Source organism: Naumannella cuiyingiana (assembly GCF_013408305.1).
Lineage (GTDB): Bacteria > Actinomycetota > Actinomycetes > Propionibacteriales > Propionibacteriaceae > Naumannella > Naumannella cuiyingiana.
The window spans coordinates 1,638,811-1,658,938 of the sequence record NZ_JACBZS010000001.1 but is presented as its reverse complement, the minus strand read 5'-3'; the positions used below and the strand labels follow the sequence as shown (position 1 = coordinate 1,658,938).

General features: G+C 72.1%; 13 protein-coding genes. 5 read left to right on the top strand and 8 right to left on the bottom strand.

Features of this window, described 5'->3' with window-relative positions; genetic code table 11:
* Nucleotides 1-3 precede the first annotated feature (3 nt).
* Nucleotides 4-909 carry a LysR substrate-binding domain-containing protein gene (locus GGQ54_RS07630; RefSeq protein ID WP_179444847.1) on the bottom strand — a complete coding sequence of 302 codons (906 nt, stop codon included), beginning with the start codon at nt 907-909 and terminating at the stop codon, nt 4-6.
* Nucleotides 910-994: 85 nt separating this feature from the next.
* On the opposite strand from GGQ54_RS07630, the gene GGQ54_RS07625 reads away from it, so the two are divergent.
* The gene (locus GGQ54_RS07625) at nt 995-2,098 is read left to right on the top strand and encodes a TDT family transporter (RefSeq protein WP_218843755.1); all 1,104 of its coding nucleotides are present in this window, start codon (nt 995-997) and stop codon (nt 2,096-2,098) included.
* A gap of 16 nt (nt 2,099-2,114) precedes the next feature.
* Here the strand turns inward: GGQ54_RS07625 and GGQ54_RS07620 are convergent, their stop codons facing one another.
* The 6 genes from GGQ54_RS07620 to GGQ54_RS07595 form a co-directional block, all read right to left on the bottom strand.
* Nucleotides 2,115-3,410 carry an aminotransferase class III-fold pyridoxal phosphate-dependent enzyme gene (locus tag GGQ54_RS07620; RefSeq protein ID WP_179444846.1) on the bottom strand — a complete coding sequence of 432 codons (1,296 nt, stop codon included), beginning with the start codon at nt 3,408-3,410 and terminating at the stop codon, nt 2,115-2,117.
* A 94-nt stretch (nt 3,411-3,504) separates the two neighbouring features.
* Nucleotides 3,505-4,986 (bottom strand): serine hydrolase domain-containing protein, encoded by a 1,482-nt coding sequence (locus GGQ54_RS07615; RefSeq protein WP_179444845.1) that lies wholly within the window; start codon nt 4,984-4,986, stop codon nt 3,505-3,507.
* An 11-nt stretch (nt 4,987-4,997) separates the two neighbouring features.
* Nucleotides 4,998-6,620, bottom strand: a complete 1,623-nt coding sequence (locus tag GGQ54_RS07610) for a thiamine pyrophosphate-dependent enzyme (protein ID WP_179444844.1) — start codon at nt 6,618-6,620, stop codon at nt 4,998-5,000.
* Nucleotides 6,617-9,622: a S41 family peptidase gene (locus GGQ54_RS07605; protein WP_179444843.1), complete on the bottom strand. Its 3,006-nt coding sequence runs from the start codon at nt 9,620-9,622 to the stop codon at nt 6,617-6,619. Before GGQ54_RS07605 ends, GGQ54_RS07610 begins: the two co-directional genes overlap by 4 nt.
* The gene (locus GGQ54_RS07600; RefSeq protein ID WP_218843753.1) at nt 9,619-10,365 is read right to left on the bottom strand and encodes an ATP-binding cassette domain-containing protein; all 747 of its coding nucleotides are present in this window, start codon (nt 10,363-10,365) and stop codon (nt 9,619-9,621) included. Before GGQ54_RS07600 ends, GGQ54_RS07605 begins: the two co-directional genes overlap by 4 nt.
* A 7-nt stretch (nt 10,366-10,372) precedes the next feature.
* Nucleotides 10,373-11,947: an ABC transporter substrate-binding protein gene (locus GGQ54_RS07595; RefSeq protein WP_179444842.1), complete on the bottom strand. Its 1,575-nt coding sequence runs from the start codon at nt 11,945-11,947 to the stop codon at nt 10,373-10,375.
* A 177-nt stretch (nt 11,948-12,124) separates the two neighbouring features.
* Here GGQ54_RS07595 and GGQ54_RS07590 point away from each other — a divergent pair, with 177 nt between their 5' ends.
* Genes GGQ54_RS07590 through GGQ54_RS07575 form a run of 4 tightly spaced genes read left to right on the top strand, consistent with a single transcriptional unit; the run spans nt 12,125 to nt 18,433 of the window.
* On the top strand, nt 12,125-14,122 hold the full coding sequence (locus tag GGQ54_RS07590) for a S9 family peptidase (protein ID WP_179444841.1): 1,998 nt from the start codon (nt 12,125-12,127) through the stop codon (nt 14,120-14,122).
* A complete protein-coding gene (locus GGQ54_RS07585; RefSeq protein WP_179444840.1) occupies nt 14,119-15,525 on the top strand; it encodes an aminotransferase class V-fold PLP-dependent enzyme in 1,407 nt (468 codons plus the stop codon). Before GGQ54_RS07590 ends, GGQ54_RS07585 begins: the two co-directional genes overlap by 4 nt.
* A complete protein-coding gene (locus tag GGQ54_RS07580; protein WP_179444839.1) occupies nt 15,522-16,541 on the top strand; it encodes an ABC transporter permease in 1,020 nt (339 codons plus the stop codon). Before GGQ54_RS07585 ends, GGQ54_RS07580 begins: the two co-directional genes overlap by 4 nt.
* Nucleotides 16,538-18,433 carry a dipeptide/oligopeptide/nickel ABC transporter permease/ATP-binding protein gene (locus tag GGQ54_RS07575; RefSeq protein ID WP_179444838.1) on the top strand — a complete coding sequence of 632 codons (1,896 nt, stop codon included), beginning with the start codon at nt 16,538-16,540 and terminating at the stop codon, nt 18,431-18,433. Before GGQ54_RS07580 ends, GGQ54_RS07575 begins: the two co-directional genes overlap by 4 nt.
* Here GGQ54_RS07575 and GGQ54_RS07570 read toward each other — a convergent pair.
* Nucleotides 18,345-20,000, bottom strand: a complete 1,656-nt coding sequence (locus GGQ54_RS07570; protein ID WP_179444837.1) for a PucR family transcriptional regulator — start codon at nt 19,998-20,000, stop codon at nt 18,345-18,347. The two genes, GGQ54_RS07575 and GGQ54_RS07570, sit on opposite strands and share 89 nt — an antisense overlap.
* Between the last annotated feature and the right edge of the window lie 128 nt (nt 20,001-20,128).

Here is a 20,128-nt window from a genome sequence, read left to right as displayed (position 1 = left end):
AGCCTAGTCCTGCGCGCGGACGTCGGTCGTCGCGAGAAGCGCTTCCGCATCCGGGTGCAGCCGGCCGACCCAGACGGCGGTCAGCGGGCGGGTCAGGTCCAGGCCGGTGGCCGGTACGCGCAACAGCGAACCTTCGGCGAGATCGTCGGCGACGGCGAGCTCGCTGAGCACCGACGGCGCCAACCCCGACCGGACCGCCGCGCGGATCGCGCTCCCCGTCGCCAGCTCCGCCGCGGGCGGCGCGGGCCGCAACCCCTGCTCGGCCAGCGACCTGGTCAACGTGTCGCGGGTGCCCGACCCGGCCTCCCGCAGGATCATCGGGGTCGCCGCCAGCTCGGCCGCGGTGACCGGATCCCGCCGGTCGGCCCACGGGTGCTCCGACCCGACGACCACGACCAGCCGGTCCTCGCCGAGTGCCCGGCGCGCCAACCCGTCGGGCAGGTCGGGTGTCTCCACCAGGCCCAGGTCTGCTTCCCCGGCGCGCAACCGCGCGAGCACCTGCTCGCTGTTGCCCGAGCCGAGCGCCACCGGCCCGCCACCCGTCCGGGCGTACCGATGCAACCAGCCGGGCAGCAGATACTCCGAGATGGTCTGGCTGGCCGCGACCCGCAGCGGCCCGGCGCCGGAATCGGCCAGCGTGGCGAGGCTGGCCCGCAGCCGGCGCGCGCCGTCGAGGATCGGCCGCGACCACTCGAGCAGCAACTCGCCCTGCGCGGTCAGCCGGGAGCCGGTACGCCCGCGCGACACCAGCTCGGCACCGACCAGGCGCTCGGCGGCCCGCAACCGCTGCGAGACCGCCTGTTGGGACACGCCGACGGCGGACGCGGCGCCGCCGATGCTGCCGCGCTCGGCGATCGCCTCCAGCAGCTCCAGCGTGGTCAGGTCAGGCACCCGGTCGGTCAGCGACACCGCCCGAGCATCTCACAAGCATCGCTTGTGGCGAGCCAAGCAGCTGCCGCTTCCACGGGTACGCCGCCGCGACGAGGCTGGTGCCATGCACCGCCGACTGGACGCCCGCCCCGAGCCGTTGCCCCTGGTCGGCCTCGCGCCCCGCCTGGCCAATATCGGCCCGAACTGGTTCGCCGCGGTGATGGGCACGGCCATCGTCGGCAGCGCGGCCGCTGGCCTCCCGGTGCAACTGCCCGGGCAGCGGGCCGTGGCGACGGGCTTCTGGCTGCTGGCGGCGGCCGTGCTGGTGTTGTTGATCATGGCGACGGCGGGGCATTGGGCGTACCACCCCGAACGCGCGCGCGGCCACCACCGGCATCCGGTACTCGCGCACTTCTACGGTGCGCCGCCGATGGCGTTGCTCGCGGTCGGCATCGGCACGCTGCTGCTCGGTCCCGCGCTGATCGGGATCGGTCCGGCGGTGGCGATCTCGGCGGTGCTGTGGATGCTCGGCACCATCGCCGGGTTGATCAGCGCGGTCGCCGTGCCGTGCCTGGCATTCACCGCACCGAACGCCGAGCGGGTGCCGTTCGCCGGCTGGCTGATGCCGGTCGTGCCGCCGATGGTCTCCGCGACCGGAGCCGGCCTGTTGCTGCCGCACCTGCCGGCCGGCGACGCTCGGGCGACGCTCTTCTACGCCGCGTGGGCGATGTTCGGTCTCAGCCTGATCGCGTCGATCGTGATCATCACCCAGGTCTGGGGATCCCTGCTGCGCAACGGAGTCGGGCCCACCGCGATGGTCCCGACGCTGTGGATCGTGCTCGGCCCGCTCGGCCAGTCGATCACCGCCGCCGGCACCCTCGGCCGGGCGGCCGGCGGAGCCGTGCCCGCACCCCTCGCCGAGGTGTTCGCCGGGGTGGGCGTCGCCTACGGCGGGATCACCCTCGGTTTCGCGCTGCTCTGGACCGCGGTCGCGCTGATGATCACGTTCCGCACGGCGCGCGCCGGATTGCCGTTCACGCTGACCTGGTGGTCCTTCACCTTCCCGGTCGGCACCTGCGTCACCGGCCTCAGCGTGCTGTACGCCGAGACCGGGCTGGTCGTCTTCGCCGCGCTCGCCGTGGCGTACTTCGTCGGGCTGATCATCGGCTGGGCCCAGGCCGCGATCCGCACCGCACACGGTGTGGCCACCGGCGCCCTGTTGCGCTGAACGTGCGACCGCCCTGCTACGCCACGTCGGCCAGGATTGCCAGGCCCTCGTGGATCACCGACGGCGGCGAGACCAGCGGTGGCAGCATCCGCACCACGTTTCCGTCCAGGCCACCGACCAGCACCAGCACGCCGGCCGCCAGGCAGTCCCGCCCGACCCGCACCGCCCGGGCCCGGTCCGGCTCGCCGGAGACCGGATCGTGGAAGACCAACCCCCACAACGCACCGCGGCCGCGCAGCGCGACCTCCTTCGGCCGCCGCGCGGCCACCGGACCGAGGCGGCTCCGGAACACGTCGCCGATCGCGCGCGCCCGCGCCGGCAGGTCCAGCTCGCGCATCAGCCGAAGGCTGGCCAGCGCGGCCGCGCAGGACAACGGATTCCCGGCGAAGGTGCCGCCGAAGCCGCCGACCGGCACCCGGTCCATCAACTCGGTACGCCCGACCACCGCCGACAGGGGCAGCCCGGCGCCGAGCGCCTTGCCGACGGTGATCAGGTCCGGTTCGAACCCGTCCTGCTCGTGGGCGAACACCGTCCCGGTCCGGCCGAGGCCGGTCTGGATCTCGTCGGCGATCACCACGATCCCGTGCCGGGCCGCCTGCTCTGCCAGCGCCCGCAGGAATCCGCGCGGCGGCACGACCACGCCGCCCTCGCCCTGGATCGGCTCGACGACCAAGCAGCCGATCGACTCCGGTTCGCGCAGGTGCCGGTCCAGGTAGCCGCCGAAGTCCGCGGCGACGGTTGGCATCGGTAGCCGTTGAACGTCGGGAAGGAACGGCCCGAAACCGTCCTTGTACGGGACCTGTTTGGCGGTCATCGACAGGGTCAGCAACGTCCGGCCGTGGTAGGAGGCGCCCAGCACCGCGATGCCCGGTCGTCCCGTGGCCGCGCGGGCGATCTTGACCGCGTTCTCCACCGCCTCGGCGCCGGTCGTGAACAGCACCGAGCGGTACGCTCCGGCACCCGCGGGCAGCGCGTTCAGCTCCCGGCAGACATCGACGTAGCCGCGGTGGGCGACATGGGAGAAGGCCGTGTGCAGCAGCTTGTCGGCCTGTCGTTGCACGGCGCGGGCGATCACCGGATGCGTACCCCCGAATGCCGAGACGCCGATCCCGGAGGTCAGGTCGACGAGCCGGTTCCCGTCGATGTCGACCAGGTAGCCGTCGCGCCAGGTCCGCGCGAGCACCGACGTCGCCGTCGGGTATCCCGGCGGGACGACCTCTCCTCGTTCCTGCATCACCGCGACGCTGGCGGGGCCGGGCACGTCGGTCAGCAGGCGGATGCCCGGGGTTGCGATCTCGGGGCGAATGCTCACCTGCCAAGCACACTGCACCGAGATCGTGGCCGGCACCGTCGCGCGATGACAAACGTCGCGCCCCGTCGCTGTCGGGGGATGCCAGTCGCGGTGATCACGCGGGGACCAGCGTTGTGCCCGGGCCGGGGTCGACCGACAGCCGGAGCGCACTGCCGTCGGCACTGATCCGCAGGCCGTCGGCGACCCACGAGCCGGGTGCGCGCTGCGCGAATCGGTGGGTACGCCGGCCCACGGTGGCGACCAGGTCGGTCCCCTCGGCTGTCAGGACGATGTCGACCCCCCAGCCGGGCGCTCGCCACTGTCGATGCCGTGGCGGGTTCAGCCGACGGTCACCGGCCGGCGCGAGCGGGATCCGCGCGCCGAGGTGGTTGCGCAGCGACACCTCGCCCCGTTCGGCGAACACCCCGAGCAGGGCGCCGTCCGCCGCGGCCACCCCCTGGGTCACCGGCCGCGCCGCCCGCGCGCGGCCGTCAACCTCCAGACCGGACTGGCCAACGGTGACGACGGCGCCGTCGGCGGACTGCCAGGTCCCCGACACCGCTCGGGCGGCCGGGTCCCTCGGGGTCGGCCGGGCAGGGGGTCGGCCACCGGTCAGCCCGAGCAGCAGCCGGCCGGCGATGGCGTCCGCGGCGATGTCCGCGCGATTGGCCAGCACGGCCACCCCGACCCCGCTGCGCCGATCGAGCACCAGGAACGACCGGAACCCGTACGCGCTGCCGCTGTGCCCGATCACCTCGTCGCCCAGGTGGTCCAGATGCCAGATCCCGGCCCCGGTGCTGAGCGCCCGGCCGTCGGCGCGGTCACGCCGGACCAACACGTCGCGCAATCCGTCACCGAGACCGATCCCGCCGTCCAGGAAGGACAACCAGCGCCCGAGGTCGGCGAGTGTGGTGGTGATTGCGCCGTCGCCGACAACGGCCTGGTCCTGATCACGGCGGACCAGCTCGCCGCCACCGGTCCCGGCGTAGGAGCTGACGAGGTTCGTGATCACCGCCCCGGGCCGGTCCCGCAACACCGAGTGCGACATGCCCAGCGGGTCGAAGATCAACTCCTGCAGCAGCGCGGCCAATCGATCACCGCCGAGCCGCTCGGCCGCGGCGGCGAGGAGCAGATAGCCGCTGTTGCTGTAGTGCGGTTGACCGCCGGGCACGGCGACGCCGGCCAGCGCCAGCGCCAGCTCCACGGCCGCATCCATCTCGGCGGTCTCGGCCCGTCCTCGTCCGGCGGCGGTCAGCACGTCGAGATAGTCCGCGATGCCGGCGCGGTGCGTCGCGCAGCGCCCCAGGGTGAGTCCGGGGTCCAGACCGGTCGCGCCGAGGGCAGCGGCAACCGGGGTGCGCAGGTCGGCGCCGAGCCGGAGGAGAGTGGCGACGGTGAACTGCTTGGACACCGACGCGATGTCGAAGACCGAGTTCTCGTCGAGGGGCACACCGAGCTCGACGCTCGCCAATCCGCGCGCCGCGACGCCGATCAGTTCGCCGTGGACATAGCCGCCCACGACCGCGCCCGGACCGTGCTCGTCGACGCCGTGCTCGTCCAGAACCTGTTCGGCGAGCGCGGTCGCCGACCCCGCCATCGGGCCGCCGCTCACGAGGTGGTGCGCAGCTCGATCAGGCACAGTCCGTCGCGGGTCATCGCCTCGCGCAGCGCGCCCCGGAACTCGTCGGGAGAGCCGACGGTCGCGCCCCAGCCGCCGTGCGCGAGGGCGAGGCTGACGAAGTCGGGATTCTCCAACGAGGTCGCGATCACCCGGCCGGGGAAATGGTCGTCCTGGTGTCGGCGGATCGTGCCGAACCGCTCGTTGTTGATCACCACCACGATGATCGACAGGCGGTGCTGCGCCGCGGTGGCGAGCTCCTGGGCGGTCATCTGGAAGCAACCGTCGCCGGCGATCGCGACCGCGAGCCGGCCCGGCGCGGCGAGCTGGGCGGCGATGGCGGCCGGCAGTCCGAATCCCATCGACCCGGACTGGGTCGCGAGCAGCGAGGGGTAGCTGCGAAAGCTGTAGTAGCGGTGCAGCGCCTGGGTGTAGTCGCCCGCCCCGCAACTGATGATCGCATCGTCGGGTAACTCGTCGCTGAGTGTTCGGATCAGGTCCCGGGCACTCACCCGGTCCCACCACAGATGCTCGTCCAGCCCGGCCAGATAGCCCGCACGCAGATGCGCACCCCACGCCCGGTGATCGGTGGCCAGCTCGCGGCCGGCGAGGGCCGCCGCGAATCGGTCGCCGGCACACTGCACGGTGACGTCGGCGCGGTGGTGCCGGGCCAGCACACCGGCCGACGGGTGGACATGGACGGTGCGCTGACCGGGGTCCGGGCGCAGCAGAGTCTCACCGCCGGTGCTGCCGGCGTCGGGTCGGGTACCGATGAAGCACACCAGGTCGGCGCTGCGGACGGCATCGCCCAGCCCCGGCCAGGCGCCCGAGCCGAGTGTGCCCGCGAACGCCGGTGAGGTGTGATCGATGAGGTCCTGGTGCCGGAAGGAGGTGACCAGCGGGACCCCGGTCCGCTCGGCCCAGCCGACCACGCCGCGCCGGGCATCGTCGTCCCAGGCGCTACCTCCGACGATGATCACCGGTCGCCGGCTCCGCGCCAGCAGGTCCGTCACCCGCTCGAGTGCCCCGCCCGCCACGTCCGGCGCCCAGCGCTCGGTCGTCGCCCGCGGCGCCGGCGCCTCCACCGAGGCGAACAACACGTCCTGCGGCAACGCCAGACAAACCGGCCCGGGTTCGTCGCCGCACGCCACGGTCAGTGCCCGGCACAGGTACTCGTCCAGCCGGGCCGGATCCTCGACCTGCCACGCGGCCCTGCCGAGCGAGCCGAAGACCGCGCGGTGATCAACTTCCTGGAAGGCCTCCCGGTCGAGCTCGCGCGTACCCACCTGACCGATCAACAGGACCAGTGGAACCGCGTCCTGGGCGGCGATGTGTACGCCGATGCTGGCATTGGTGGCACCCGGGCCCCGGGTGACCAGGCACACCCCGGGCGTGCCGGTGAGCTTGGCGTGCGCGACGGCCATCATCGCCGCCCCGCCCTCGTGCCGGGCCGAGACCACCTCGATGCCGGGCTCGTCGTGCAGGCCGTCCAGCACCGGCAGGTAGCTCTCCCCGGGTACGCAGAAGACGCGGGTCACCCCTTCGGCGGCGAGCCGCCGGGCGGCGACCCGACCGGCGTGGCCCGCGATGGTGGGTGCGGTGGCAGCGATCATGGTCGGCGCTCCTGGCTGTCGAGTCGGTCGGTGACCACCCGGATCGCCTCGGCGAGTTGCCGGTCCGCGCCGGGTTCGTCTCCGGGCGCGGCGGTATCGACATCGAGGTCGGGCAACACCCCGCGACCCTCGATCCCGGTGGATTCGGTGAGCGAGACCAGCGCCTCCTCCGGCACCCAGACCAGGCTGCCGTCGTGCAGCGGCTCGCGTGCCCGGATGCCGACGACCCCGCCCCAGGTACGCGCCCCGACGACCGTGCCGAGGCGTCGCGACATGAACAGGTGGGTGGTGATCTCGGCGTTGGACTTGGTCAACTCGTTGACCAGCAGCACGATCGGCCCGTTCGTGCCGTCGAAGGGGAAATCGACCTCGCGTCCCCAGCGGTAGCGGAAATGCCCCAGCGGTTCGCGGGCCAACAGGTCGAGCAGCAGGTGCCCGATGCCGCCGCCGCCGTTGAAGCGCAGGTCGACGATCAGCCCGTCCCGGGTCCGCTCCGTCGGCCAGTACCGCTGGAACTCGGCGTACCCGCGGGCACTGGTGTCCGGCAGCTTGATGTAGCCCACCCGGCCGCCGGTGATCTCGTGGACGTAGGCCCGGTTCTCCTCGACCCACTGCCGCTCCCGCAGCCACTGCTCCGAGCGCAGCGGCGTCACCTCCAGGTCGCGGCGCACACCGTGCCGAGACAGCACCAGTTGGGCCCGGTCCGGGTCGGTCGCCAGTAGCTGACCGAGGCTGACGTCGGGATGGGTGCGCACGCCGTTGACGGCGATGATCAGATCGCCTTCGCGGACGTCGAGCTCCCGCGCGGCCAGCGGGGAGGTCAGCGTCGGGGACCACTCGTCACCGGTCAGGATCCGGGTGATCTCCAGGGCGCCGTCGGCGCGGGGGACCACGTCGATCCCGAGCGAGGCGACCTCGGCGGTGCCCGGCGGGACGGGCACCGGGCGGATGTCGGCATGAGAGGTCGAGGTACAGGCCAGCAGTTCGCGCAGCACCAGCCGCGACTCGCTGTCGGTCACCGCGTGCTCCATCAGCTCGGCGTGCCGGCGTACCTGTTCCGACCACGCGGGTTCGGCCGGCGCACCGCGCCAGAAGAACCGCCGCACGTCGTTGGCGACCCGGTCGATCTCGGCCAGCCGCTCCTGGCGCAGATCCACCTCCCCACGGACCACGTCCAGGTCCAGGATCGTCTCGAACTCGGCCGCGGTGCCGAGCTCGAAGGCCACGATGGCGGAGCCGCGGCGCAGGATTCCGCGGTCGCCGTCGCCCAGCGGCCGGATGTGCGCGGCCGCCTTGGGCAGCGACCAGGGGGTGTGCGGGGCGTGATCGATCGCGATCAGGTCGCGCGGCGGCGGTTCGCTGCGCGAGCCGAGCACGCCGGCCGACTGTGCCGAGATCGCGAGCACCTGCCGCCCGATCCGGCGCAGGCCGGTGTAGGGCCCGCTCGGCGCGGTCGTCTGCCGGACCGCGCGGGTCGCCAGATTGCAGCACAGCGCGATGCTCGAGTGCAGCACCGCGAGGCCGCTGTGCAGCACCTCGTCGCGTCGCGGGTCGAAGCTGCGCCGGGACAGGAAGAACAGGGATTCGCCGTCGCGGGAGAACTGCGGCGCGAAGTCGTGGAACTCGCCGGGGGTGAGGTCCTCGTGCTGGCCGGAGTCCAGGGCGTACAGCACGATCTTGCGGTTGGTCACCGAGGTCGGACGGCTGTACGCCAGATGGGTGCCGTCCGGGTGCCAACTGAGGTCCCGGTGCCCGTCGTCGGGATTCAGCTCGCTGACATCGACCTCGGTCACCCGGCCGGAGTCCAGATCGATGATCAACAACTCCAGGCGGTGGTTGGCGATGGCCACTCGGCGTTGGTCCGGACTGACCTCCAGCCGCTCGATCTGTCCGAGATCGGCGTCGACATCGACGAGCCCACCGCTGCCGTCGTTGCTGTCGACCCGCCGCAGCAGGTCGGGGCCGGCGCCGCGGGCAGAGATCTGCAGCAGCAGGAACCTGTCGTCGATCCAGTGCGCTGCTCGAACCTGTTCACCCGCCTCGACGGGCAACTCGCTGGCCTCCGAGGTCGGGAGATGAACCGTGAAGACGTGCCCGCGCGCGGTCAGCGCGAGCGTGTCGCCGGCCGGGTTGGCAGTGAAGGTGCGGATGTCGCTCGCGCGGATCGGGCTGCGCCGGCGGACGGGCGCGGTCGTGTCGATGGGCAGCTCGGCGGGTTCGCCGGCGGTCAGGTCGAAGCACCACAAGGCGGCGCCGGCGGCGGCCACCGCCCGGTCGCCGTCGCAGGTCACCGAGCGCACCGGGTGCGGCCCGTCGAAGTGCCGGCGCAGGTCGGTCCCGTCCCGGGCGACCGAGTGGACGGCGGCGTTGCCGTCGGCGTCGCTGACGAACGCGATCCGCGATCCGGCCCAGACCGGCGACCACATGCGCGCGCCGAGCGGGTCGAGCTCGCGGAACGGCCCGCCCGCCTCGCCCGACCAGACCCGACCTCGCAGGCCGCCGCGGTAGCCCAGCCAGTCGGTCGCGGTGTAGAAGGTGTTGCGGCCGAGGAGCACGCCCGCATCGGACTCGCAGTAGTCGTAGGCGCGCTGCTCGGTGAGCCTGACCGGTTCACCACCGGCCGGCCCGACTTCGGCGATCTGGGTCCACCAGGGCCGGGCCAGGCCGTCCGGGCGGGGCAGGCCCCAGTGATCGGTGGCAAACCGGATCCGGCCCTGTGGGCTCCATCCGCGCACATGTGCCAGCCGTCCGAGGAAGGTCAGCCGACGCGCGCGTCCGCCGTCGACGGGGGAGACCCATACCTCGCTGGAACCGTGTTGGCTGACCGAGTACGCCACCTTCGTGCCGTCGGGGGAGAGCTGGGGCAGATCCGCCTCGCCGTCGACCCCGTCGCTGACCCGGTGGGTGGCACCGCCGAGCTCGTGGCACCAGATGTGCCCGCCGGCGGCGAAGACGACGCGCGACCCGAGCAGGTGCGGGTTGCGGGGGATCCCGGCGCTCATGCTCCGGCCCGCCCGATCCGCAGCTCGGGGATCGCGGAGATCAACTCCCGGGTGTAGGAGTCCTCGGCCCGGGAGAAGATCGTCGTCGCGGCCAGGGATTCCACCACTCGGCCCCGGTTCATCACCATCACCTCATCGCACATGTAGCGCACCACGGCGAGGTCGTGGGTGATGAACAGATAGGTCAGCTGCTGCTCGGCCTGGAGGCGTTTGAGCAGATTCAACACCTGGGCCTGCACGGACACATCGAGCGCCGAGACCACCTCGTCCAGCACCAGCACCTTCGGTTGCGCGGCCAGCGCGCGGGTGATCGCCACCCGCTGCCGCTGCCCGCCGGACAACTGCCGCGGGAACCGGTTCGCATGCGCTGGGTCGAGCCCGACCATGATCAGTTGGTCAGTGATCCGGGATACCAGGTCGCGACGGCCGTGCGGCGTCGTGCGCAACACCTCGGCAATGGATTCCCCGACCGTCAGCCGCGGATTGAGCGAGCTGCCGGGGTCCTGGAAGACCATCTGCACCGGTCGGCGGCCGCGTTCTGCTCCCGGGAACCGGATCTGTCCCGAGGTCGGCCGCAGCAACCCGACGACCGCTCGCGCGAGGGTGGTCTTGCCGGATCCGGACTCGCCGACCAGCCCGAAGCTCGCCCCCCGCGGCGTGCTGAACGAGATGTCCTGCACGACCGGGGCGGTGGTGCGCGGGTAGGTGATCGTCACCGAGTCGACGATCAGTGCGGCGTCCACGTGCGGGTCACTGATCGCCGAGCCGCAGCGACAGCGGATCGATCGTGCCGCCGGAGCCCTGGTAGTTGAAGGTCGCGCCCCTGCCGAACCAGTAGGTCAACGGCGTCTCCAACGGCAGCACATCGACCTCCTTCAGCAGCTCTGCCTCGGCGGCCACCCAGGCTGCGCAACTGTCCTCGGTCGAGGCATTGAACGCCGCGGTGCGCTTGGCCTCGAACTCGGCATTCTCGATCGAACCGACATTGCCGTCCTCATGCGAGCCGCTGAAGTACTTGCCGATCTGCGAGGCCGGCGTACCCATCAGGGTGGAGAATCCCATGATCGCCACGTCCCAGCTACCGAGTTGGTTGTAGAGCTGATCCTGCCATGCGGCCGATGCCTGCGCGCTGATCGTGCTGGCAATCCCGATCTTGGCAAACTGTGCCTGCAGGTACTCCGCGGCGGTCTTGTCGGATTCGGTGGACAGGATCCGCACCGTCAGCGCCTTGCCGCCCTTGGCGAACGTGCCGTCGGGATTCTGCGTGTAGCCGGCGTCCTGCAGGACCTGCCGGGCCGCCGCCTCGTCGTAGGCGGGCAGCAGACCGCCGTTGCTGCTCTGACAACCCATGTTCGCCGTGATCAGCGTGGTGGCCTCCTCCGCCTGCCCGGAATAGAGCGCCTGGATGTAGTCGGCCCGGTTGATCACCATCGCGATGGCACGCCGCACCGCCGGATCGGCCGTCGGCAGATCCTTCAGATGGTTGAACATCAGACCCTCCGACCCCTGCGCCAGGGCCTGTTTGGCGGTGAGGTTCGGATCCGCCTGCAGCCGGGTCACGCTCGGCCCGTCGGACATGATCACGTTGGTCTCGCCGGCGACGATCCGGTTCGCGCGGGTGGCGCCGTCCGACACCACCTGGTAGTTGATCGCCTGCGGTGATCTGGTCCGGTCCGCAAGGGCATCGGGCGCCCATGAATACTCGGGCCGCGCGGTGACGTTGTAGTGGCTGCCCTTGACCGCGTTGGCCAGCACGAACGGGCCGCTGCCGACCGGCTGCGTGGCCAACTGGTCCGGGTTGGCCAGACCGGCCGGGCAGACCAGCGACGCGCTCGGGATGGCCAGCGCCTTCAGCAGGTCGGGATTGGCCTCGGTGACCTCGATCGTGATCGTCCGGGCCGCGGGGTCGGCGGTGATCTTCGCCTTGGACCGGCCGAACATGGTCGGGCGTTCTTCGTTGGACCGCTGCAGGGATTTCGCCATGCCCTCGACGGTCAGGGGCTGACCGTCGTCACAGATCGGCTCCTTGGCGACCGTCACGGTCGCCTTGGTCGGCGTCGCCTCCCACTCCGAGGCGAGGTAGCCCTGGATCGTGCCGGCCTCATCGGCGGTCAGCAGCCGGTCGTAGAACGCCTGGATCAGTTGGAACTCGTTGGTGTAGAGAGCTTTGGCAGGGTCGAGCGTGGCCGGATCCGAGATCAGGTCGACGACCATCGGACCAGCGGCCGAGTCGGGACCGGCCGGCGTGTCACCGCCGGACCCGCCGCACGCGGACAGGCCCAGGCACAGCGCAACGGCGCCCGCCGCCAGATGGCTACGCTTCATGATCGTCTCCAGTCACTCGCCGATGGGGAGCTTTGGACGCCGACCCTAGAGCGCGGCCGCTCGGTGACCGATGTGTCGTCCGACCAACAACAACCACCCCAAGTTTGTCGGGCGGCAACATCAGCCGGGCACCGCGGCCGGACTAGCGTCTGGTCTTCCACGCCGAGAGGACGTCTCTTGCCGAACCATCCCGACAGCACGCCGGTGGGACTCGACCCCGAGGACGTACGCCTGCTCGCGATCGTGCCCCACCTGGCCGCCCGCGCCGGCAGCTACGGCGTCGCCCACGTCGCCCGCCGCGCGGACGAGGATCGCTATCGCTTCGTGCTGCACACCGTCGACGACGACGGCCCGCACAGCGTCGAGCTCGGGGAGGCCGAGGTCAGCGGTCTGCACTGGCCGGCCGGTTCGGCGGGCCCGGTGCTGGTGCTGCGCGATGGGACCGGGACCGCGCTCGTCCGGTTCGGCCCGACGCTCGTCGAGACCGGCCGGGTCGGGCTGCCGTACGAGGTGCGCCAGGCGGCCTGGTCGCCGGACGGGAGCGCCGTCGCGCTCGTTGCCCGGTACGCCGGTGTCGCGGAGGACCCGGTGATCGCGCGCCGGCTGGACGACCGCGCGGAGGGGATCGGTTGGCGCCAGAACAACCCGCACCGCCTGGTCGTCGTCGACCTGGTGACCGGCGCGCTGACCGAGCGCCCGCTGCCGGTGGCCGACGTGCTGGCCTGCTGCTGGGCGCCCGACGCGCGGGGCCTGGCGGCCGTCGTGACACCTGTCGGCGACACCGATCTGACCGGGCGGACGGCGATCTGGCTGCTACCGGACGACGCGCCGCCGCACGAGCTGACCACCGATGACGGGGAGTACGCCGCCGTCGGCTGGACCGCACGGACCCTGTTCGCGGCCCGGACGCGCCCGGTCGCCGACGGGCCCGGGCCGCACGAGCTGGTGGAGGTCGACACCGGCACGGGTGTCGTAGCGCCGGTGTCGCTCGGGGTCGACGGCACCATCGTCCGGGCGCCGCTGACGGTGCATGGTGATGCCATCGGGTTCGTGATCGAACTCGCCGGGTGCTGGGTGCCGCTGCGGGTCCACGACGAAACCGGCGCGGGTCGACGCCGCGTCGAGCCGCTGCGCCGGGAGCCGGAGGAGGTCACCGCCCTCGACTGGTCGGACTGGGGCGAGACGATCGTCTCGTCCACGCCGACCGCACCGGCCGAGGTGCTGGCGCGCCGGGCCGGTGAGGAGTGGGACCGGGTCAGTGACCTGCATGCCGAACTGCACCGCAGCCGTCGACTGGCCGCGCCCGTCCCGCTTCCGGTCACGGTCGAGGACGGCGTCGACGTGCCGGCGTGGATCATCCGGCCCGACGGCGCCTCGCGGCAGCGGCCGGTGCCGTTGCTGCTGTGCGTCCACGGTGGCCCGCACGACCAGTACGGTCACCGCTTCTTCGACGAGTTCCAGGTACTCGCCCGCGCCGGCTACGGCGTCGCCTTCGGCAACCCGCGCGGCTCGTCGGGCTACGGCGCAGCCTGGGCCCGCGCGATCGCCCACCCACGGGTCGACCCGGCCGGACGGGGCTGGGGCGATGCCGATCTGGCCGACCTGCTGGCGATCGTCGAGTCGGCCACCGCCCGGCACGATTGGATCGACCCGGATCGGGTCGCGATCCTCGGCGGCTCCTACGGCGGCTACCTCACCGCCTGGGCGATCGGTCGTACCCGGCGCTTCGCGGCCGCGGTGATGGAGCGCGGGGTCAGCAACCTGGTGTCGATGAGCGGGACCACCGACATCCCGTTGCACCGGGTCCGCTACTTCGGCGCGACGCATCTGCAGGACCACGACTCCTACTGGGACCGGTCACCGCTGCGCAATGCCGATCAGGTCGCGACCCCGACGCTGATCGTGCATTCGGGCGGCGACCTGCGCTGCCCCGTCGGGCAGGCCCAGGAGTTCTTCACCGCGCTTCGGATGCGCGGCGTACCGAGCGAGCTGGTGATCTTCCGCGACGGCAATCACGCGCTCTCGCGTGCCGGCCGCCCCGACCTGCGGACGCGGCGGTTCGAGATCATCCTGGACTGGCTGCAGCGCCACCTGCGCCCGCGCGGCGCGGGGCCTGCCCGGGTGCGCCTCTCCGCGGCGCCCGACGTGGCCGCGACCGGGGTCGTGCCGGGATGAGCGAGCGGCACGTGGCGGGTGGTGGCGTCGATCGGCCGGGTTCGGATGTCCGCCCCGATCGGGCCGCGCGGCTGGCCCACGAACGGTTCGTTGCCGACATCGACGCGGGCCACGCCGGGCGCGACGGGCGGGAGATCGCCGCGGGCGTCGCGGCGCTGCTGACCTCGACCGCGGGCGAGCGGCGGGCGAACACGCTCAGCCTGTTGGCCTCCGACAACACCTCCAGCGCGATGTCGCGCAGCCTGCTCGGGTCCGATCTGTCGACCCGGGTCGCGGAGGGGCTGCCGGGTGCGCGGTTCTTCCCACCCGGCCCGATCAATGCCGGCGTGGACGAACTGGAGGCCACCCTCGCGCATCTGGCCAAGCGGCTGTTCCGGGCCGGATTCGCCGAGGTACGCCCGCTGACCACCAGCATGGCCAACGAGTCGGTGCTGGTCGCGCTGACCCGGCCCGGCGACGCGATCATGGTGCATGCCATGTCCTCGGGCGGCAACATGAGCTACCAGGCCTTCGGCATCGCCGGCCGGCTCGGGCTCGTCGTGCACGATCTTCCGGCCGACGAGTGGTTCGGCATCGACACCGAACGCGCGGTTGCGGCGATCGAGCGTACCCGGCCCAGGTTGATCATCGTCGGCGGCGGGAAGTCGCTGTTCCCGGTCGATCTGACCCCGCTGGCCGAGGCCGCGCACCGCGTCGGCGCCCTCGTCCAGCTCGACGCCGCCCATGTCGGGCCGCTGATCGCCTTCGGCGAGCACCCCGACCCGTTCGCCCAGGGTGCGGACCTGATCACCACGGGCACCCACAAGATGATGGGCGGCCCGGTCGGCGGGTTGGTGCTGACCGAGCAGCCCGGACTGCACGCCGAGCTCAGCGCCGTCGTGCACCCCTCCCTGCTGCAGACCCGCGACCCCGCCCGATTCGCCGCCGCCGCGGTCAGCCTGGCCGAGATGGTCGAGTTCGGCGCCGGCTATGCCGCGCAGTGCGTGGCCAATGCCCGGCGGCTCGCGGCCGGGCTGGGCGAGCGCGGCATCGGGGTCTTCGGCGCCGAACGCCGCTTCACGCAGACACATCAGTTGTTCCCGCACCTGCCGAGCACCGATCAGACCGGGGCTGCGGCCGAGCGGGCGCGACGTTCCGGCCTGCTGGTGCACCGCTCCGGACTGCCCGGCCAGACACCGCAGTCCGCGACCGGGATGCGGCTGTCGGTGCAGGAGGCGACGCGGCGCGGCATGGCGGAGGCCGAGATGGACCGCATCGCCGACCTGCTCCTGGGCGCCTTCGGTGCCGCCGCGATCACCGCGGTACGCGACGGTGTCCGCGAACTGTTGGCAGAGTTCGCCGGGGTCGCCTACAGCTTCGACGACGAGACCTCACCCGACGGCGAAGGAGGCGACGGTCGATGACCCAGCTACTCCCGGCGGCCGGGCCCGAGGACCCGGTCACCCCCGGTCGGTCGCGGCGCGGCACCGGCGCGGCATGGGCGATGTTCGTCCTGCGCCGGCTGGTGTCGATGGCGGTGACCCTGGTGATCCTCGTGATCGCCACCTTCGCGATGGTGCAACTCATCCCCGGCGATCCCGCGCGACGGATCGCTGGTCAGGAGGCCTCGGCGGAGACGGTACGCGAGATCCGGACCCGCCTCGGCCTCGACCGGCCGGTGCCCGAGCAGTTCCAGGCCTACGTCGCCAATCTCCTGCAGGGCGATCTCGGCCGATCCTTCGTGTCCAACCAGCCGGTGGGGGAGTTGATCGGCCAACGGGTCGGCGCGTCGGCCTCGCTCGCCGGGGTCTGTGTGATCATCGTCCTGGTGATCAGCCTGGGCGCCGGGATCGGGCTCGCCAGCCTGACCTACGGCCACCGGCGCCCGTGGCTGGAGAGTGCGTTCCAGTGGACCTCCAGCCTGATGGGCAGCGTCCCGTCCTTCCTCAGCGCGACCCTGTTGATCTTCGTCTTCGCGGTCACCCTGCGCGCCCTGCCGGTGTCCGGCGACAATCAGGGCCTGGTCTCCTATGTGTTGCCGTGTGCGGCGCTGTCGATCGCGCCGATCGCCTTCCTCACCAGGGTTGTCCGGTTGGAGGCCCTCGATGTGTTGGCGCAGGACTACATGCGTACCGCCCGCGGCAAGCGGCTGGTGCCGCGTACCTTCTACCTGCGCCATCTGCTGCCGAACGTGCTGACCACCTCGCTGACCGTCAGCGGGATGATGCTGGCCGGCCTGATCGGCGGAGCGGTGGTGGTCGAGAACGTCTTCGCCTGGCCCGGCCTCGGCAGCGCCCTGGTCAAGGGCGTGATCGTCAAGGACTACCCCGTCGTGCAGGGCATCACCATCGTGCTCGGCGTTGCGGTGGTGACGATCAACGCGATCGTCGACGTGGTGCTGGGGCTGGTCGACCGCCGATCGGTGGTGACCGACTCATGATCTCCAGGCTGGGACGGTCCCGCGCCGGCTGGCCGGCGTTCATCGGCGTCTGCTTGTTGATCATGCTCGCCGTGACGGGGCCGATCATCTGGGGCGAACGGGCGCTTGCCCAGGACCCGAGCAGCGCCCTGCTGCCACCGAGCCCCGATCACTGGTTCGGCACCGACTCGCTCGGCCGCGACCTGTTCGCGCGGGTGATGACCGCAAGCCGGCTGTCGCTGCTGATGGCGCTGGCCGCCAATGCCATCGGTGCCGCCGTCGGCCTCGGCCTCGGCATCGTCGCCGCCTTCTCCCGCGGCTGGCTGCGCCGCCTGCTCGGCCGGGCGATCGATGTGGCCCTGAGCTTTCCCGACATCCTCCTCGCGGTCATCGTGATCACGATCGTCGGGATGGGAGTCACCGGCCCGGTGGTCGCCGTCGGCGTGGCGATGATTCCCGGCTATGCCCGGCTGGCGCTGACCCTGGGTGCGTCGGTCGCGGGCCGCGACTATGTGGATTCGGCTCGGCTGCTGGGGCTGAGCGGGCCGCGGATCCTGGTGCACTATGTGCTCCGCAATGTGGCCGAACCGCTGCTGACCTCGGTCTGCACGAGTGTCGGCGTGGCGCTGTTGTCGGTCTCCTCGCTCAGCTTCCTCGGCCTCGGCGTGCAGCCGCCCGACTTCGACTGGGGCGCGATGCTGACCGAGGGCGTGCGGTACTTCTACCTGTCGCCGGCCTGGGCGCTGTCCTCGGCTGCGCTGATCGCCCTCTCCGGCCTCACCTTCGGTCTGCTCGGTGAGGCGCTCGCCCACGGCGCCAGCGCCCGGAACGGCCGACGCCGGCGCCGGGCCACCGCCCCGCAGGCCGCCGGGGCCGGTGCCGCGCCCCGGCCCGGCGCGCTGGTCGATGCCGCAGACCTGACGGTGACCGTGCACGAGGCCGCCGAACCGTTCGACGCGGTGAAATCGGTCTCTCTGCAGGTGGCACCCGGTGAAGCGGTCGGCATCGTCGGCGAGTCCAGCAGCGGCAAGTCGTTGACGGCAGCCGCGATCGCCGATCTGCTGCCTCCCGGCATCGGGGTGCGCGCCGAGCGGCTGGCCCTCGACGGCCAGCCGCTGGCCGGCCTGCCCGCAGCGGGCCGCGGCCGGTTCCTGTTCGAGAAGGTCGCCATGATCTATCAGGACCCGATGGCCGCGTTGAATCCCGCGCTGCGGATCGGTACGCAACTGACCGAGGGCGCGATCCAGCACCGGCGGATCTCTCGCGCCCGGGCCGAGCAGCGGGCGAGGGAACTGCTGGCGGAGGCGCGGCTGCCCGATCCCGAGCGGGTCATGCAGAGCTATCCGCACGAACTGAGCGGCGGAATGCGCCAGCGCGTGATGATCGCGATGGCGCTGATGTCCGAGCCGAAGGTGATCATCGCCGACGAGCCCACGACGGCCCTGGACGTGACGACCCAGGCCGCCGTGCTGCAGGTGCTCGACGACGCCCGGGCACGGCGCGACTCCTCCCTCGTGCTGATCTCGCACAATCTGGCGGTGGTTGCCAACCACGTGGACCGGATCGTCGTGATGTACGCGGGATCGGTGATGGAGGTGATCGGCGCCTCGGTGCTCGCCGAGCACGGGCCCGCGCATCCCTACACGCTGGCGCTGCTGCGCAGCGTGGTGCGTACCGATCAGGACCGCGACCAGCCACTGCCGTCGATCCCGGGCAGTCCGGCATCGGCTCCGACCGCTCCGGGAGCGGCCGGAGCCGGCGGCTGTCCGTTCGTGGACCGCTGCCCGGATGCCTTCGAGCCCTGCCACACCGTGCCGCCGCTGATCACTCTGGCGGTCGATCATTCCTCGCGTTGCTGGCTGCATCTGCAGGATCGCCCGGACGGGGTGGCGCCGGTCGCGGCCCAGCGATGAGGTAGGTCTGCAGGTGCGCGATCAACCGCTGCACCGGGTCGTCCAGATCCAGCCCGGTGATCTCCTGGATCCGGCGCAGCCGGTAGCGGACCGTGTTGGGATGCACGAAGAGCTGGCCCGCCGCCGTGGGGATGCCCATCGGCTGGACGTCGAGATAGGTACGCAGGGTGGCGACGTAGTCGGTGTCGTTCTCCTCGTCATGGGCCCGGAGTTGGCGTACCGGACCCGCGAGCAGCGCGTCGCGACCCAGCGCAAGGTCGCGGAGCTGGTTCAGGACCACCTCGTGCACGACGGTCGCGAACGGGGTCAGCGACAACCGATCCCCCGTCGCGGCGGGGGTCACCCGCATGGCCTGCTCTGCCTCCCAGCGGGCCCGCGGGACCTGGGCCCAGGTGGCGACGGGCGTACCGATGCCCGCGCGCAGGTCGGCGGCGAGGATCTCCCGCAGGAACGTCCCGGTGCTTCGCGCAAGCTCCAACACCCGGTCCTTGTCGTCGCCTGCCGGAACCGACAGGCAGGCGTAGAGCACCTGGTCGGTCGAGTGCACCACCGACGGCACCGACTTCGCCGCCAGATGCACCCGCAGCAGTCGCGCTGCCCGGTCCGCCCGCGACTCCCAGTCCTGCTGGTCCGGTCGGCCGAACGCGATCACGCTCAGCGGCCGCGCGGCGCTCGCCGGGACGCGGTCGAGAACCGACGGCGCGATCTCGCCGTCGAACAACAGCGCAGCGACATCGGATGCCGAGGCCGAGATCTCCGATGCCTCGCTGAACAGGATGCCGGCGATCCTGGCGGCCTCCTGGGCGATCTCCAGGTCGGCTGCGGACTCGCGGTTGTCACGCCGGATCACCGAGATGAATCCGACCACCTGGTCGCCGAGCCGGATCCTGGCCTGCAGTCGCGCGTGCAGGTCGCGGTGCGGGACGGCGGGGTAGTAGAACGTGTCGGCGGCGATCGTCCGGGCCGGCGGCCAGACTCCCGCGACATCGGGTGGCAGCTGGGCGCTGGTCCGGCCGCGCAGCGACGCCGAGCGGATCTCGTCGAGGTCTTCCAGCTCGTGGTTGGAGTACGCCGCGAGCCGGCCCTCCCAGTCGACGATGGTGACGGCGCCGTCCAGTGCCCCCGCGAGGGCATCGGCCAACGCGTACAGCGAGCCGATATTGCCCTCGGGCAGCCGTGCCCGCTGGTCGCCGGCGCGGCTGGTCCACAGCCGCTCGGTCAGCCCGGCGTACAGCCGTCCCCAGTCCGTGCCGGCGGGAACCAGCCCGACCCAGGCCTCGGCATCGAAGGGCTCCACGTAACCGGACCGGCGAAAGATCACGCCGCTGCTACGCGCCACCAGGGCGGCGGCCTCGGGTGAGTCCGGTCCGACGCCCACGGCCAGCACCAGGGCGCCGGGCGGGATGGTTGTGTCGTCATGGCGATCAACGATGTGCAGCCCCGAACAGCCGCGGCAGACGCCGCTCAGCGTGCGGATGTGCAGGGCCCGGGCCGCCGCGGCGAGCGTCTCGGCGCTGAACAGCGGCGCGGCGGCATCGGGCTCGACCGCCGCCTGATCCGCGCCCATGGCGTTCCGTCCTGTCCGATCCGCGCGCCCTGCACGGGTTCGCACCATCCTGCCAGTCACGGCCCGCCGGGCAATGGATCGGCGCACAATCACCGGGGCCCCCGCGTTGTCGGGACGCGCCATGCCCG

Coding starts and splice junctions, on each gene's coding strand:
- GGQ54_RS07625 (WP_218843755.1), top strand. CDS start 995: ATGCACCGCCGACTGGACGCCCGCCCCGAGCCGTTGCCCCTGGTCGGC.
- GGQ54_RS07615 (WP_179444845.1), bottom strand. CDS start 4,986: ATGGCGGGGTCGGCGACCGCGCTCGCCGAACAGGTTCTGGACGAGCAC.
- GGQ54_RS07610 (WP_179444844.1), bottom strand. CDS start 6,620: ATGATCGCTGCCACCGCACCCACCATCGCGGGCCACGCCGGTCGGGTC.
- GGQ54_RS07605 (WP_179444843.1), bottom strand. CDS start 9,622: ATGAGCGCCGGGATCCCCCGCAACCCGCACCTGCTCGGGTCGCGCGTC.
- GGQ54_RS07595 (WP_179444842.1), bottom strand. CDS start 11,947: ATGAAGCGTAGCCATCTGGCGGCGGGCGCCGTTGCGCTGTGCCTGGGC.
- GGQ54_RS07585 (WP_179444840.1), top strand. CDS start 14,119: ATGAGCGAGCGGCACGTGGCGGGTGGTGGCGTCGATCGGCCGGGTTCG.
- GGQ54_RS07580 (WP_179444839.1), top strand. CDS start 15,522: ATGACCCAGCTACTCCCGGCGGCCGGGCCCGAGGACCCGGTCACCCCC.
- GGQ54_RS07575 (WP_179444838.1), top strand. CDS start 16,538: ATGATCTCCAGGCTGGGACGGTCCCGCGCCGGCTGGCCGGCGTTCATC.
- GGQ54_RS07570 (WP_179444837.1), bottom strand. CDS start 20,000: ATGGGCGCGGATCAGGCGGCGGTCGAGCCCGATGCCGCCGCGCCGCTG.